The sequence below is a fragment of the Parasphingorhabdus sp. genome, assembly GCF_048269915.1.
GTDB lineage: Bacteria > Pseudomonadota > Alphaproteobacteria > Sphingomonadales > Sphingomonadaceae > Parasphingorhabdus.
Window position 1 is genome coordinate 627751 of record NZ_JBLWTY010000002.1, and the last position, 12346, is coordinate 640096.

The following is a 12346-nucleotide window of genomic DNA, read 5'->3' on the forward strand; positions in this document are numbered from 1 at the left end:
CATGCAGATTGTTGAAACGCTGAACGAAGGTCTGAAACGGGCCTATGAAATCAAGATTACCGCGAAAGATATCGAATCGCGGGTCGAAGCCGAAGTGAAGAAGCTCGCGCCGCAGGTGAATATGCCCGGCTTCCGCAAAGGCAAGGTTCCAGCCAATCTTGTCCGCAAGATGCACAATGATGCCCTGATGCAGGACGCGCTGACCAGCTCGATCCAGGAAAGCATCGAAAAAACAATTTCCGACAACAAGCTGCGTCCGGCGATGCAGCCCAATGTTGATCTGGACGAAGGCTATGAGCCCGGCAAGGATGCGAACGTCAAGCTGGATCTCGAAATACTGCCCGACGTTCCAACGCCATCGGTCGACGATTTGAAACTGGAGCGTCTGCAGGTTGAAGCGGACAAGAAAACTGTTGATGAAGCGCTGCAGAAATTTGCCGAGAGCCAGAAGCAGTTTGAAACCGCTGCCAAATCGCACAAGGCCCAGACCGGCGATCAGTGCATCATCGACTTTGAAGGCAAGGTCGACGGCGTGCCCTTTGAAGGCGGCAAGGGCGAAGGCATGGCGATCGAGCTGGGCTCCGGCCGCTTGATCCCAGGCTTTGAAGACCAGTTGATTGGCAAGAAGGCCAATGACGAAGTGCTCGTCAAAGTGACCTTCCCGGATGACTATAATGTCGAAGACCTGAAGGGCAAGGACGCCACATTTGATGTTGTGGTTGCCGAAGTCCAGAAACCGAAAGCCGCCAAGGCTGACGATGAAATGGCCAAGTCCATGGGCTTGGAAGGTATTGACCAGCTGACCGAACTGCTCAAGGGACAGATCGAACAGGAACTCAATGGCCTGACCCGCACCCATATGAAGCGCAAGCTGCTTGACCAGCTGGCCGCCAATCATGATTTTGAAGTGCCTCCTGGCATGGTCGAAGCTGAATTCAGCCAGATTTGGCAGCAGCTCGAGCAGGAAGCTGCTCAGGACGAAGATCCGGATGCTGCGAAGAAGGAAATGGAAGACGAGAAAGACGAATATCGCGATATCGCGGTGCGTCGGGTTCGTCTCGGATTGCTTCTGTCAGAAATCGGACAGGCCAATGGCGTCGAGGTCAGCCAGCAGGAAATGTCGATGCTGATCCAGCAGGCAGCCCAGCAATATCGTCCGGAAGACCGCGACCGCTTTGTGCAATATATTCAGCAGGACCAGATGGCCGCAGCCCAGCTTCGCGCTCCTATGTATGAGGACAAGGTCGTCGACTTCCTGTTTGACAAGGCGGATATTACGGACCGCAAGGTGACACGCGAAGAACTGGAAGCCGCGATCGAGGCAGAAGACGAAGCGGAAGCCAAGCCAGCAGCCAAGAAAAAAGCGCCAGCTAAGAAAGCCGCTGCGAAAAAGCCAGCTGCCAAGAAGGCTCCGGCCAAGGCTGAAGCAGAAAAAGCTCCGGCTAAAAAGGCTCCGGCGAAGAAAGCTGCTGCAAAGGCTCCTGCGAAAAAGCCGGCAGCCAAGAAGCCTGCGGCCAAAAAGGCACCAGCCAAGAAATAAGCTCTCTGGTTTGAATATAGAAAAAGCCGGGCAGGGAGGACCTGTCCGGCTTTTTTATGCGCTGATATCTGATGATTTCAGTCGGCGACTAGCGGCTTCAGCCAATGTCAGAAGGTGACTTCGCTTGCCTTGTCGATGACCGTGCCAAGAATGCCATATTCCTTGGCTTCTTCTGTACCCATCCAGTAATCGCGATCAATATCCTTGCGGACGCGTTCGACATCCTGCCCGGTTTCTTCGGCGATAATCAGTGCGAGCCGCTCGCGCATCTTCACGATTTCCTGTGCCTGAATGGCGATATCCGACGCCTTGCCGCCGGCGCCGCCGGATGGCTGATGGATCAGAAATCTTGTATTGGGCAGACAGAAGCGCTGTTCCTTGGGCACTCCGAGGAAAATATGCGTTCCGGCGCTGGCAACCCACCCGGTCCCGATCATTGCGACGGGCGAACTGATGTAGCGCACAAGATCATGAATTGTGTCTCCCGATTCGACATGACCGCCGGGTGAGTTCAGAAATATGCGAATGGGGTCATGGCTGACGTGATCGAGATAAAGCAGCTGTGTGGATACGCGTTCGGCCAGCTTCTGGTCAATCGCGCCAAATATCATGATCGTGCGGGCTTCCAGAAATTTCGTCATCATGGCGCCGGGCAGGCCACCGGACTTGTTCTCTTCGTTATCTTCTTCTTCGTTATTATATGTGGGAGAGATTGGGCTGTTGTTGGTTGTCATTCTGGACTCCGCTAATGGAATTTTGAGACGCACTGATCACTGAACGATCAGCATTGCCTTGTAGAACATGTAGGGATAGCGTGCATGGTGCGCAATGATCGTCGTATCGGAGGGGTGTTTTTTCCGGGCAGCAATCATTATAGCCCGACATCGTTAAACCCCTTGAACAATTCCGCGATAATCCCGATGTAGTGCCGAAGCCACAAACAGGATAATTTACAAGATGCATGATCCGATTACAGACGCTCTAATCCCAATGGTTGTCGAACAGTCCAACCGGGGGGAGCGCAGTTTCGATATTTTCTCCCGACTGCTGCGTGAACGCATTGTTTTTGTTACCGGTCCGGTCGAAGATGGCATGGCGTCGATCATCACGGCGCAGTTGCTCTTTCTGGAATCGGAAAATCCGAAAAAGGATATTTATCTCTATATCAATTCGCCTGGCGGCGTTGTGACTGCCGGGATGGCGATCCACGATACGATGCAATATATCCGCCCGCGTGTCGGTACTGTATGCGTCGGCCAGGCAGCCTCCATGGGCAGTTTTCTGCTCGCTGCTGGTGAACCAGGCATGCGGATGGCGACGACGAATGCCCGGATCATGGTGCATCAGCCCTCAGGCGGTGCGCAGGGGATGGCTTCGGATATCGAGATCCAGGCCAAGGAAATATTGCGCATTCGCAGCAGCATGAATGAGCTTTATGCCAAATATACCGGCAAGCCCTTGAACGAGATCGAAGCGGCGATGGACCGGGATACATTCATGGAAGCCGATGAAGCCAAGGCCTTTGGTATTGTAGATGAAGTTTACAACAAGCGCCCCGTGCCGACCGAAGATGAAAAATAAGCGCTAATCGCTGCCCTAAATGAAATTTAAGCCATATTTGATAGGCTTGCTGATCCGTCGCGAAAGCGGCGAAAAAAGCTGTGGCAATTTGGAATTTGACGGTTAGATTACAATATTGGCCGGGTTAAAGGACTTTTTATGACGAAATTGACGGGATCTGATTCGAAGAGCACATTATATTGCTCTTTCTGTGGCAAATCCCAACATGAAGTCCGCAAGCTGATTGCCGGACCCACGGTTTTCATTTGTGATGAATGCGTCGAGCTTTGCAATGACATCATCCGCGAGGAAACCAAAGGGGCTGTTACTGGTCGAAAAGATGGCGAAGTGCCAACGCCGCAGGAAATCTGCGACGTTTTGAACGACTATGTGATCGGACAGGCGCGCGCGAAACGCGTCCTCTCGGTCGCTGTGCATAACCACTATAAACGTCTCAACCACGCCGCAAAATCCGGTGATATCGAGCTGGCCAAGTCCAATATCCTGCTGGTCGGTCCCACTGGCTGCGGCAAGACCTTGCTGGCACAGACGCTGGCGAAGACATTTGATGTGCCGTTCACCATGGCCGATGCCACTACATTGACCGAAGCCGGTTATGTCGGCGAAGATGTCGAGAATATCATTCTCAAGCTGCTCCAGGCTTCCGACTATAATGTCGAAAAGGCGCAGCGCGGGATCGTCTATATTGACGAAATCGACAAGATCAGCCGCAAGGCGGAAAATCCGTCGATTACCCGCGATGTTTCGGGCGAGGGTGTTCAACAGGCTTTGCTGAAGCTTATGGAAGGCACCACCGCCAGCGTACCGCCACAAGGCGGCCGCAAGCACCCGCAGCAGGAATTTCTGCAGGTCGACACCACCAATATCCTGTTCATCTGCGGCGGCGCTTTCGCTGGTCTCGAAAAGATCATTGGCGATCGCCTGGAAGGCAAGTCCATCGGCTTTGGCGCCCATGTCGCCGCTCCGGAAGAGCGCCGTGTCGGCGCGCTACTGGCGCAGGGCGAACCGGAAGATCTGCTCAAATTCGGTCTGATTCCGGAATTTGTCGGCCGTCTGCCGGTCATCGCTACGCTGGAAGACCTTGATATCGACGCGCTGGTGACGATCCTCCAGGAACCGAAAAACGCGCTGGTGAAACAATATCGCAAGCTGTTCGAGCTGGAAGATGTTGGTTTGACCTTCACCGACGACGCGCTGGTTGCGGTGGCGCAAAAAGCCATTGAACGGAAAACTGGTGCCCGCGGTCTGCGCTCCATCGTCGAGAATATCCTGCTCGATACCATGTTCGACCTGCCGGATTTCGAAGGCGTGGACGAGATCGTGATCGACAAGGATGTCGTTGCTGGCACGAAAGAGCCGGTGAAGGTGATTGCCAAGAGCAGCAAGGCGAAGAAAGAAGACGCGGCTTGATTGTGCCCCGGCACAGGCCGGAGCTATCTCTGTTTTTGCCTCCGGGCCTTTGAGAATAGCGCGCTAGTCGATTATGCTGTGGGTTCGTGCATAGCGCTTCATGCGGCTATTTATAAATACATCCATCCAGCTTCTCGTTGCGCACCACATTGATCCGCGCTGCTATCGTATTGCCATAGCGCCGGGTAAAGCCGCTGGCGCCGTTGACGGCCCGTTTCTTGGGCAGGGGCAGGGCGGCGGCAATGCGCGCGGCCTCTATCCGGGTTAAATCCTTCGCATCCTTGTGGAAATAGCGCTGGGCACCGGCCTGCACGCCATAGGTGCCGATCCCGGTCTCGGCGATGTTGAGATAGACTTCCATGATCCGCCGCTTGTTCCAGATCGTCTCGATCAGGAAGGTGAAATAGGCTTCCAGGCCTTTGCGGAAAAATCCGCCGCCCTGCCAGAGAAACGCATTTTTCGCGACTTGCTGGGATATGGTGGAACCGCCTCTGATCCGTCCACCCTGCGCGTTCCGCTGGATCGCCTTCTGGATCGCTTCGGTATCAAAGCCGTCATGACTGCAGAATTTGCTATCCTCGGCCGCGATAACCGCCCGCGCCATATTGGGCGATATATCATCAAAGCTGACCCAGTCCTTGGTGATGCTATTCTCATCCATGATCATGGTCAGCGTTATCGGTGGCGGTACAATGGCATAAAGTCCGACCCACGCAACGGTGATCAGAACGAAATAGATTGCAGATTTGAAGAGAAATTTGATCAACCGCATCGCGGCAATCTAAATGCAAAACGCCCCGAAAACAAATCCTGTTTCGGGGCGTTTGCGATATAGTTTCAAACCAATCTTGCGGCTTAACCAGCCGTAAGGAGCTGTTTTTCACCGGCAATTCTAAGCATTGCCTTTTGAAGTTTCTCGAAGGCCCGAACCTCAATCTGCCTGATGCGTTCGCGACTGACATCATAGACCTTGCTCAAATCCTCAAGCGTCTTGGGATTTTCCGACAGGCGGCGTTCAGCCAAAATATGCTGTTCGCGTTCGTTAAGCGATTCCATTGCCTCGGTGAGCATTTCGTGGCGGAATTCGGCTTCCTGTGCGGACGCGATTGATTCGTCGTGAAGCGGACCGTCGTCTTCCAATATGTCTTGCCACTGGCCGCCTTCGCCATCGTCGGATGACAATGTCACGTTCAGCGAGGCATCGCCACCCATTGACATGCGGCGGTTCATATTGACGACTTCATGTTCGGCAACACCAAGATCGGTCGAAATCTTGTTCACATCTTCGGGCGACAAGTCACCATCTTCAAACGCATCAAGATTATTTTTCATCCGGCGCAGGTTGAAGAACAGTTTCTTCTGCGCAGCGGTGGTCCCCATTTTCACGAGGCTCCAGCTGCGTAATACATATTCCTGTATCGACGCGCGGATCCACCACATGGCGTAGGTCGCCAGACGGAAACCCCGTTCGGGTTCAAATTTCTTCACGCCCTGCATCAGGCCGACATTGCCTTCGGAAATCAGATCCGAAACGGGCAGGCCGTAGCCGCGGAAGCCCATCGCGATTTTCGCGACGAGTCGCAAATGCGACGTTACCAGCTGGGCGGCGGCTTCCTGATCCTTGTGTTCAGAATAGCGTTTCGCCAGCATATATTCTTGTTCGGGGGTCAGAATCGGAAATTTCCGCACTTCCGAAAGATACCGGTTCAGGCTCGCATCCCCCCCTAAGGCAGGGATTTTTGCCGGAACATTGCTACCATTAGCCATTTTTGTTCCTTCTTTGTTGTGCCGCCGGGCCTCATCAAGCACCCTTTGGTCAAAAGCGTATATAAGGTGTATTACTTATACACGCAACTTCATGAATAGTTCCTGCATATCCTCTGGAAAATCAATGGAAAACAGCAATTTTTCGTCGGTTACAGGGTGAGTAAATCCAAGACTAGCAGCATGCAGGGCCTGGCGTCCAAACTGAATATCTTTTCGCCGGGAAAGCAAAGATTTTCGACGGGTGCCATAGAGCGGGTCGCCAATCAGGCTATGGCCGATGTGGGACATATGCACTCTGACCTGATGGGTGCGTCCTGTTTCGAGCGTGCATTCGACCAGGGCGGCACCATCAAGTGGCTCCTTGACGGTATAGTGGGTCACCGCCGATTTGCCCTTGTCGTCTCCTACAACCGCCATTTTCTTGCGATTGACGTTGCTGCGACCAATATTGCCTTCGATCGTGGCAGAGGGCGGATTGGGACGACCATTGACGATCGCCAGATAGCGCCGCTCAATATCATGCTTTGCAAATAGCGCGCTCAGTCCCTGATGGGCGATATCCGATTTGGCCGCGACCATCAGTCCCGACGTGTCTTTGTCGATTCGGTGAACGATGCCGGGTCTGGTTACGCCGCCAATACCCGACAACTGGCCCCTGCAGTGGTGTAGCAGGGCATTGACCAGCGTTCCGTCGGCATGACCGGCCGCTGGATGGACGACAAGTCCGGCCGGCTTGTTCACGATGATCAGGTGCGCGTCTTCAAACACAACATCCAGCGGGATATCCTGCGCCTGCGCAGGGCCGGTTACGGGTTCGGGAATGGTGAGTTCGAAGCTTTTTCCAGCCAGTTTTTTGGCCGATGGATCCTTGTGGACAATACCGTCAATTGTCAGATTGCCACCGGCTATGAGCGATTTTACCCGTTCCCGCGAAAGCCCTTCAACAGCGTCTGTCAAAGCGGCATCCAGGCGTTGCTTTTTGGGTGTCTCCGGTAAAATTCCGGATAAGGTGGATTGCCCCGCGTTCATCGCCTAGATGTGGGCTATGAAACTCCGTATATCAAGCGTGATGTTGGCAGAACTCCAGCAGCTGGTCCTTGCCGCGGCGCCGAAGGAAATTTGCGGGATTTTATTCGGTGAGGAGGGACAGGTGACTTGCTATAACTCGACCCGAAATGTCGCGGATGATCCCATCCGGCATTTTGAGATTGATCCGGTCGCCCTGATTGCTGCCGAGCGGCATCAGCGTCATGGGGGTCCCGCGATACTCGGCTATTATCACTCCCATCCCGGCAGCGAGGTGCGTCCTTCCGTTACTGATGCCGGAAGCGCGGCCGCGGATGGCCGGCTGTGGCTTATATTGAACGGACGTGATGCTGCGGCGTGGCACAGTCGGGAGGAAGGCGAAATTTATGGCCGTTTTGACGCGATCAGGCTTGATTGCTGGGGAGCAAAGGGCCAAACAACCGCGACATAGAAATCACAGTCTGAGGGCAGAATAATATGGCGATTAGTGACGTTGATCTGGCATCTCTGCTGTGTTCAAAAATATGCCATGATTTGCTGAGCCCGGTCGGTGCCATCAATAATGGGCTGGAATTGCTGGAAGGGGAAACCGATCCGGTGATGCGGGATCGTTGCATGGATCTGCTGGCAGACAGCGCGAGAGCTTCTGCCGACAAGTTGAAATATTTCCGGTTAGCCTTTGGTGCCGCCGGGGGATTCGGCGAGGAAGTTGATCCGGCGGAAGCACGGCAGCTGATCGAAACCCTGATCGACGATTCAGGGAAAATCACGCTGGGCTGGGCGCTTCAGAATGAAGCTTTGCCCAAAAAGGCGATCAAGATTCTTCTCAATCTCACTCTTATCGCAAAAGAAGCGCTGGTCCGCGGGGGCAGTCTTGATGTTGGGGCGGAAAAAGGCGATTTGGGCATTGAGGTCGTCGTTCGGGCCGAGGGTGCCAAGATCGCGCTCGATGATGCAATCCGGTCGGCGCTGGACGGAACAATCGCGTCAGCTGATCTCAGCGCACGGACCGCCGCCGCCTGGATGACCCGGGAACTGGCAGTGGAGAATGGGGGCGACCTGCGGATATCTTCGCCCTCCGCGACAGAATTGCTTCTCGGCGCTATTGTCACTGCCTGATTTCGGAAAGGGGCTGTCTTTCATGGATATGATATCGACGCCGTCTCCCAATTTTGACGAACGCCAGTTACCAATCACTATTCTCGTCATGCATTATACCGGCATGAAGGATGCTGCGTCCGCGATAAGCTGGCTGGCCAATCCCGAGGCCAAAGTCTCCGCGCATTATGTCGTGACCGAAGACGGGCAAATCGTGCAGATGGTCGATGAAGAAAAACGTGCCTGGCACGCAGGGCGTGGCTACTGGCGCGGTATTACCGACGTAAACAGCGCGAGCATTGGCATCGAGATCGTCAATACCGGCCATGAATGGGGCTATGTACCATTTCCGGAAGAGCAGATGGATGCGGTGACCCGGCTTGCCCATGCCATTGTGAAGCGCCACGATATTCTCCCGTCCAACGTGATCGGCCATAGCGACCTAGCTCCTGCTCGGAAGCAGGATCCGGGCGAGCTGTTTGACTGGGACAGATTGGCGCGCCACGGTATTGCGCTGAAAAAGCCGTCGTTGAAATTGGGTGATCCACCCTGGACAGACGGTGGCTTCATGCTCGCGCTGGAGCGGTTCGGTTATGATATTTCCGACCAGACGGCCGCAGTTGTCGCTTTTCAACGCCGCTTCCGGCCAAAAGTGATCGATGGCGTGATTGACGGCGAATGCCGTTCACTGCTTTTGTCTTTAATGTTGGACAGAGAGCGCGGAATTACTAAATAGAGGGTACCAGAGGGTCGGCCAGCCGCGGCATTTATGTCGAGGAAAGTCCGGGCTCCACGATTAAAAGGTGCCGGATAACGTCCGGCGGGGGTAACCCTAGGGAAAGTGCAACAGAAAGCAGGTCGCGACGATTTCGGTCACGTGACAGTGAAAGGGTGCGGTAAGAGCGCACCGCGGGGCTGGCAACAGACCCGGCACGGTAAACCCCACCTGGAGCAAAACCAAATAGGGGCGGCATATGGCGTTTTCGGCTTGCTGCCCGGGTTGGTTGCTTGAGCCACGCAGCAATGCATGGCCCAGATGAATGGCTGGCTATTCCGTTTCGGCGGATGGACAGAACCCGGCTTACAGACCCTCTGGTATTATCTTTGCGGTGGAACTCGCGCGGCTCCTCTGTTAGAATAGGGACTATGCCGAAAGCAAAACGATCAGATAACTGGGGTTTCCCAAGATGGGGAAGCTACGAAAGTTCCCGCGAAGCGGAGCAGGTGAGAATCTGTGACCGGCATGGCTGCAACGAGCCAGGCAATTGTCCTGCGCCCAAATCTCCCAACAGTCCCGATCGCTGGTATTTCTGCCAGAATCACGCGGCTGAATATAATCGTGGTTGGGACTATTTCGAAGGCCTGGACAAGGAAGAGCGCAAAAAGCGCGAGCATGATGAGCAGCGCGATGCCAATGCCTATCAGGAGGCCCAGCATTATAGCTGGATGGGTAGCGGTGATGGCAGCCGGTCACGCGATGAAATGACCGCACTGGAAATTTTTGACCTCACTCCTGATGTCGAATTTGAAACGGTGAAAAAGGCCTGGCGGGCGATGGCCAAGGAATATCATCCGGATGTTAATCCCGGTGACAAGGAGGCAGCGAAAAAATTTCAGGCCGCACAGGCCGCGTTTGATGTATTGCGTGTTGCCGAAGAAAGACGGGTCTGGAAACCGGTCTAGGCTTTTTGCAAACGCGACGCCGTGTCCTGAATGAGCGCAATCATATTGGGAATGCCCTGGGTGCGGTTTGAGCTTAGTTGATTTTTCAGATCAAAAGGCTCCAGCACTGCGGCAATATCTGTATTTCTGATTTTATCTGCGGCCTGATCCTGAACCGTTTCCAGCACAAGCGCGATTATGCCTTTGGTAATGGCCGCATTGCTGTCGGCCAGAAAATGCAGGCGACCATCATCCAGCTGTGTCGGATAGACCCATACAGAGGCGGAACAGCCACGGACCAGCGTTGCATCGGTTTTGAGGGCATCCGGCATATTATCAAGTTGTTTGCCCAGATCGATCAGCAGCCGATAACGATCATCGGGTTCGAGAAACTCATATTCTTCGATCAGGTCGTCAATTTTGCTCATGGATGGGCGGTTAGCAGGGCAGGGAATTCCCGTCACCATTGAATTTCGCGTTTGTGCGCCGGGAAGTATCTCGAATCGCTTCGCTCAGCGGGTCGGTGCTAGAGCTCGACGCCTGCCGCAATGGCTTCCAGCTTGCGGATACGCTCTTTGAGGTCTGCGACCTCGATCCGGGAAGTCGCAGTGGGAGGGCTGTCCTCGCGCCGCTGGTCCAGTTCGCGGGATTTAAGGGCGATCCAATCGCGCCATCCCCGCAAGGAAACGAGGGCAACGACCGTCAATCCAATCAGCGAAAAGGCTCCAGTAATCATGTAAAAAGCAGGTTCTTGCATCGTGCTTGTCCTTCTACTTTCTCGACCGAACTACCGGTCGCGTAATTTCTCGATCTCATTTTCCAGTTCCCTGGCACCGCGATCATCGGTGGCGATTTTCTCAAGAACCGCGACGCGCTCCTTGAGAAACTTCACTTCATCATGCAGTTGACGGGAGTCGGGATCCTGCGCGTTTCGCGTCACCGCGACAGAATTACCCTTGTGATCTTCCAATATACCATGCTGGGCGCGATATTTGGATCGCATCACGCGCCCGATTGTAACAATGATGATGATGGCAACTACGGCTTCGGGCCAACTCATATCCTGTCTCCTCCAGATCGACCGGCTCAGCGATCTCTCAATTGTTCGATTTCACTTTCCAGTTGTTTGGTGCTGTGGCCGTCGGTGGTAATTTGCTCCAGCACCGCCACGCGCTCCTTCAGATATTTCAGCTCCTCGCGCATCCGGTCGGTATCGGAGTCGATACCCTTGGGCAGATGTCCGTATTTTTCGGCCATTTTGCTCTGGTGACGCGTCCATATCCAAAACGCGCCGAGCGCAAATGGAGCGAGTGGAATGAGAAGTGCAAATTCAAAACCCATCAGTTGAGTTCCTTCTTTTCGGAGTTGTCGCGCAAATCCTCGATCTGCATCGACACATCGAATCCCTTGTCGGTGACGATCCGTTCCAGAACCCGCACACGCTGTTCGAGGTCCTGGTTGACGACAGCATATTGCGCCGCTTTTTCCGCCGATATCTTTGCCTGCTTGTCCATCATTTTCTGTTGATGGTTTGTCCAGATCGCAAAAACACCGATCGCCATTCCCGCAAAAGGTAGCATCAGGACCATATATTCAATCGGCATGATTCTTCCTTCAGTTGGTCCGCTTGTCGCGCAACTGCTCGATTTCCTGGGTCAGCCGGTGGCTGTCGTCGGTGACGATCCGCTCGACATTGGCGAGCCGATCTTTCATCGAACCGATTTCGGCGCGTAGCTCGGCATTTTCATTGGTCAGCAACTTGACGCGCTCTACGGCCTCCTGATCGGTTTTTGGATAGACAGCTTTGCCCCATTGGTTTTCCAGCGGATAGCCGTTCTTGATCCGCATCCAGGTCGTGGCGACCCAGCCAACCGTGATCGCGATACAGCCTACGGCCAGCATCGGAGCCAGTTCGGCGAACAGGGCTACTTTATCCGGTGCCATCAATTCTTCTCCCTGAGCGCTTCAATTTCGTCAGCGGTCCGTTTCGCCGGATCGGTGGCGATCCGTTCGAGCACCTGGAGCCGCTCCTGCAACCTGTCGATCTTGCCGACCAGTTCTTCGTTTTCATGCGAAAGCAATTCGATCTTGCGCTGGTCATCGGGATTTTTTCTGGACGATTTCCCGCCCCATTCATCTTCCAGTTCATAGCCATGTTTGGCTCTGATCCAGTTGTTGATGATCCATCCTCCGTAACTGACGGCGATGATGGCGATAACAAATTCGGGACTACCGAAATTCATATCTATTCTCCCTGTTCCG

The 12346-nt window shown here is 54.2% G+C and carries 18 protein-coding genes and 1 other RNA gene; 8 read left to right on the forward strand and 11 right to left on the reverse strand.

Annotated features, from left to right (window positions below):
* The first annotated feature begins 1 nt into the window (after window position 1).
* Entirely contained in the window at window positions 2-1540 is a 1539-nt protein-coding gene (gene tig / locus ACN0WX_RS07945) for a trigger factor (protein ID WP_417621750.1), read from the forward strand.
* Window positions 1541-1647: 107 nt separating this feature from the next.
* On the opposite strand, the gene ACN0WX_RS07950 is transcribed toward tig, so the two are convergent.
* Entirely contained in the window at window positions 1648-2274 is a 627-nt protein-coding gene (locus ACN0WX_RS07950; protein WP_417621751.1) for an ATP-dependent Clp protease proteolytic subunit, read from the reverse strand.
* 223 nt (window positions 2275-2497) lie between these two features.
* On the opposite strand from ACN0WX_RS07950, the gene ACN0WX_RS07955 reads away from it, so the two are divergent.
* Complete coding sequence (locus ACN0WX_RS07955) at window positions 2498-3121, forward strand: ATP-dependent Clp protease proteolytic subunit (RefSeq protein WP_417621752.1); 624 nt, start codon at window positions 2498-2500, stop codon at window positions 3119-3121.
* Window positions 3122-3259: 138 nt separating this feature from the next.
* Window positions 3260-4531: an ATP-dependent Clp protease ATP-binding subunit ClpX gene (gene clpX / locus ACN0WX_RS07960; protein ID WP_417621753.1), complete on the forward strand. Its 1272-nt coding sequence runs from the start codon at window positions 3260-3262 to the stop codon at window positions 4529-4531.
* A 106-nt stretch (window positions 4532-4637) separates the two neighbouring features.
* Here clpX and mtgA read toward each other — a convergent pair whose 3' ends face one another.
* The 3 genes from mtgA to ACN0WX_RS07975 all read right to left on the reverse strand — a co-directional run bounded on the left by mtgA (window position 4638) and on the right by ACN0WX_RS07975 (window position 7327).
* Complete coding sequence (mtgA, locus tag ACN0WX_RS07965) at window positions 4638-5303, reverse strand: monofunctional biosynthetic peptidoglycan transglycosylase (protein ID WP_417621754.1); 666 nt, start codon at window positions 5301-5303, stop codon at window positions 4638-4640.
* Between the two features lie 83 nt (window positions 5304-5386).
* A complete protein-coding gene (gene rpoH, locus ACN0WX_RS07970; protein WP_417621755.1) occupies window positions 5387-6298 on the reverse strand; it encodes an RNA polymerase sigma factor RpoH in 912 nt (303 codons plus the stop codon).
* Between the two features lie 75 nt (window positions 6299-6373).
* Window positions 6374-7327 carry an RluA family pseudouridine synthase gene (locus ACN0WX_RS07975; protein ID WP_417621756.1) on the reverse strand — a complete coding sequence of 318 codons (954 nt, stop codon included), beginning with the start codon at window positions 7325-7327 and terminating at the stop codon, window positions 6374-6376.
* A gap of 16 nt (window positions 7328-7343) precedes the next feature.
* Between ACN0WX_RS07975 and ACN0WX_RS07980 the strand changes: the two genes are divergently transcribed.
* From ACN0WX_RS07980 to ACN0WX_RS08000, 5 genes are all read left to right on the forward strand, one after another.
* Window positions 7344-7775 (forward strand): Mov34/MPN/PAD-1 family protein, encoded by a 432-nt coding sequence (locus tag ACN0WX_RS07980; protein WP_417621757.1) that lies wholly within the window; start codon window positions 7344-7346, stop codon window positions 7773-7775.
* Between the two features lie 26 nt (window positions 7776-7801).
* Window positions 7802-8443: a histidine phosphotransferase family protein gene (locus tag ACN0WX_RS07985; RefSeq protein ID WP_417621758.1), complete on the forward strand. Its 642-nt coding sequence runs from the start codon at window positions 7802-7804 to the stop codon at window positions 8441-8443.
* 28 nt (window positions 8444-8471) lie between these two features.
* Complete coding sequence (locus ACN0WX_RS07990; RefSeq protein ID WP_417621879.1) at window positions 8472-9158, forward strand: N-acetylmuramoyl-L-alanine amidase; 687 nt, start codon at window positions 8472-8474, stop codon at window positions 9156-9158.
* A 6-nt stretch (window positions 9159-9164) separates the two neighbouring features.
* An RNA gene (gene rnpB / locus ACN0WX_RS07995) (RNase P RNA component class A) lies at window positions 9165-9522 on the forward strand.
* A 46-nt stretch (window positions 9523-9568) separates the two neighbouring features.
* Entirely contained in the window at window positions 9569-10105 is a 537-nt protein-coding gene (locus ACN0WX_RS08000) for a DnaJ domain-containing protein (protein WP_417621759.1), read from the forward strand.
* On the opposite strand, the gene ACN0WX_RS08005 is transcribed toward ACN0WX_RS08000, so the two are convergent.
* From ACN0WX_RS08005 to ACN0WX_RS08035, 7 genes are all read right to left on the reverse strand, one after another.
* The gene (locus tag ACN0WX_RS08005) at window positions 10102-10512 is read right to left on the reverse strand and encodes a SufE family protein (RefSeq protein WP_417621760.1); all 411 of its coding nucleotides are present in this window, start codon (window positions 10510-10512) and stop codon (window positions 10102-10104) included. The genes ACN0WX_RS08000 and ACN0WX_RS08005 overlap by 4 nt on opposite strands.
* Before the next feature lie 98 nt (window positions 10513-10610).
* Window positions 10611-10841 carry a hypothetical protein gene (locus ACN0WX_RS08010; protein WP_417621761.1) on the reverse strand — a complete coding sequence of 77 codons (231 nt, stop codon included), beginning with the start codon at window positions 10839-10841 and terminating at the stop codon, window positions 10611-10613.
* Between the two features lie 30 nt (window positions 10842-10871).
* Window positions 10872-11144 (reverse strand): hypothetical protein, encoded by a 273-nt coding sequence (locus ACN0WX_RS08015; protein WP_417621762.1) that lies wholly within the window; start codon window positions 11142-11144, stop codon window positions 10872-10874.
* Window positions 11145-11170: 26 nt separating this feature from the next.
* Entirely contained in the window at window positions 11171-11425 is a 255-nt protein-coding gene (locus ACN0WX_RS08020; protein ID WP_417621763.1) for a hypothetical protein, read from the reverse strand.
* The gene (locus ACN0WX_RS08025; RefSeq protein WP_417621764.1) at window positions 11425-11688 is read right to left on the reverse strand and encodes a hypothetical protein; all 264 of its coding nucleotides are present in this window, start codon (window positions 11686-11688) and stop codon (window positions 11425-11427) included. The genes ACN0WX_RS08020 and ACN0WX_RS08025 overlap by 1 nt, the downstream gene beginning before the upstream one ends.
* Before the next feature lie 10 nt (window positions 11689-11698).
* On the reverse strand, window positions 11699-12028 hold the full coding sequence (locus ACN0WX_RS08030; RefSeq protein WP_417621765.1) for a hypothetical protein: 330 nt from the start codon (window positions 12026-12028) through the stop codon (window positions 11699-11701).
* A complete protein-coding gene (locus ACN0WX_RS08035; protein ID WP_417621766.1) occupies window positions 12028-12327 on the reverse strand; it encodes a hypothetical protein in 300 nt (99 codons plus the stop codon). The genes ACN0WX_RS08030 and ACN0WX_RS08035 overlap by 1 nt, the downstream gene beginning before the upstream one ends.
* Between the last annotated feature and the right edge of the window lie 19 nt (window positions 12328-12346).

What these genes read in the sequence shown, in the direction of transcription:
- ACN0WX_RS07955 (WP_417621752.1), top strand. Translation starts at nt 2,498, where the DNA reads ATGCATGATCCGATTACAGACGCTCTAATCCCAATGGTTGTCGAACAG.
- ACN0WX_RS08030 (WP_417621765.1), bottom strand. Translation starts at nt 12,028, where the DNA reads ATGGCACCGGATAAAGTAGCCCTGTTCGCCGAACTGGCTCCGATGCTG.
- rpoH (WP_417621755.1), bottom strand. Translation starts at nt 6,298, where the DNA reads ATGGCTAATGGTAGCAATGTTCCGGCAAAAATCCCTGCCTTAGGGGGG.
- ACN0WX_RS07980 (WP_417621757.1), top strand. Translation starts at nt 7,344, where the DNA reads ATGAAACTCCGTATATCAAGCGTGATGTTGGCAGAACTCCAGCAGCTG.
- mtgA (WP_417621754.1), bottom strand. Translation starts at nt 5,303, where the DNA reads ATGCGGTTGATCAAATTTCTCTTCAAATCTGCAATCTATTTCGTTCTG.
- ACN0WX_RS08010 (WP_417621761.1), bottom strand. Translation starts at nt 10,841, where the DNA reads ATGCAAGAACCTGCTTTTTACATGATTACTGGAGCCTTTTCGCTGATT.
- ACN0WX_RS08035 (WP_417621766.1), bottom strand. Translation starts at nt 12,327, where the DNA reads ATGAATTTCGGTAGTCCCGAATTTGTTATCGCCATCATCGCCGTCAGT.
- ACN0WX_RS07975 (WP_417621756.1), bottom strand. Translation starts at nt 7,327, where the DNA reads ATGAACGCGGGGCAATCCACCTTATCCGGAATTTTACCGGAGACACCC.
- ACN0WX_RS08025 (WP_417621764.1), bottom strand. Translation starts at nt 11,688, where the DNA reads ATGCCGATTGAATATATGGTCCTGATGCTACCTTTTGCGGGAATGGCG.
- ACN0WX_RS08000 (WP_417621759.1), top strand. Translation starts at nt 9,569, where the DNA reads ATGCCGAAAGCAAAACGATCAGATAACTGGGGTTTCCCAAGATGGGGA.
- ACN0WX_RS07985 (WP_417621758.1), top strand. Translation starts at nt 7,802, where the DNA reads ATGGCGATTAGTGACGTTGATCTGGCATCTCTGCTGTGTTCAAAAATA.
- ACN0WX_RS08020 (WP_417621763.1), bottom strand. Translation starts at nt 11,425, where the DNA reads ATGGGTTTTGAATTTGCACTTCTCATTCCACTCGCTCCATTTGCGCTC.
- ACN0WX_RS08015 (WP_417621762.1), bottom strand. Translation starts at nt 11,144, where the DNA reads ATGAGTTGGCCCGAAGCCGTAGTTGCCATCATCATCATTGTTACAATC.
- ACN0WX_RS07950 (WP_417621751.1), bottom strand. Translation starts at nt 2,274, where the DNA reads ATGACAACCAACAACAGCCCAATCTCTCCCACATATAATAACGAAGAA.
- tig (WP_417621750.1), top strand. Translation starts at nt 2, where the DNA reads ATGCAGATTGTTGAAACGCTGAACGAAGGTCTGAAACGGGCCTATGAA.
- clpX (WP_417621753.1), top strand. Translation starts at nt 3,260, where the DNA reads ATGACGAAATTGACGGGATCTGATTCGAAGAGCACATTATATTGCTCT.
- ACN0WX_RS07990 (WP_417621879.1), top strand. Translation starts at nt 8,472, where the DNA reads ATGATATCGACGCCGTCTCCCAATTTTGACGAACGCCAGTTACCAATC.
- ACN0WX_RS08005 (WP_417621760.1), bottom strand. Translation starts at nt 10,512, where the DNA reads ATGAGCAAAATTGACGACCTGATCGAAGAATATGAGTTTCTCGAACCC.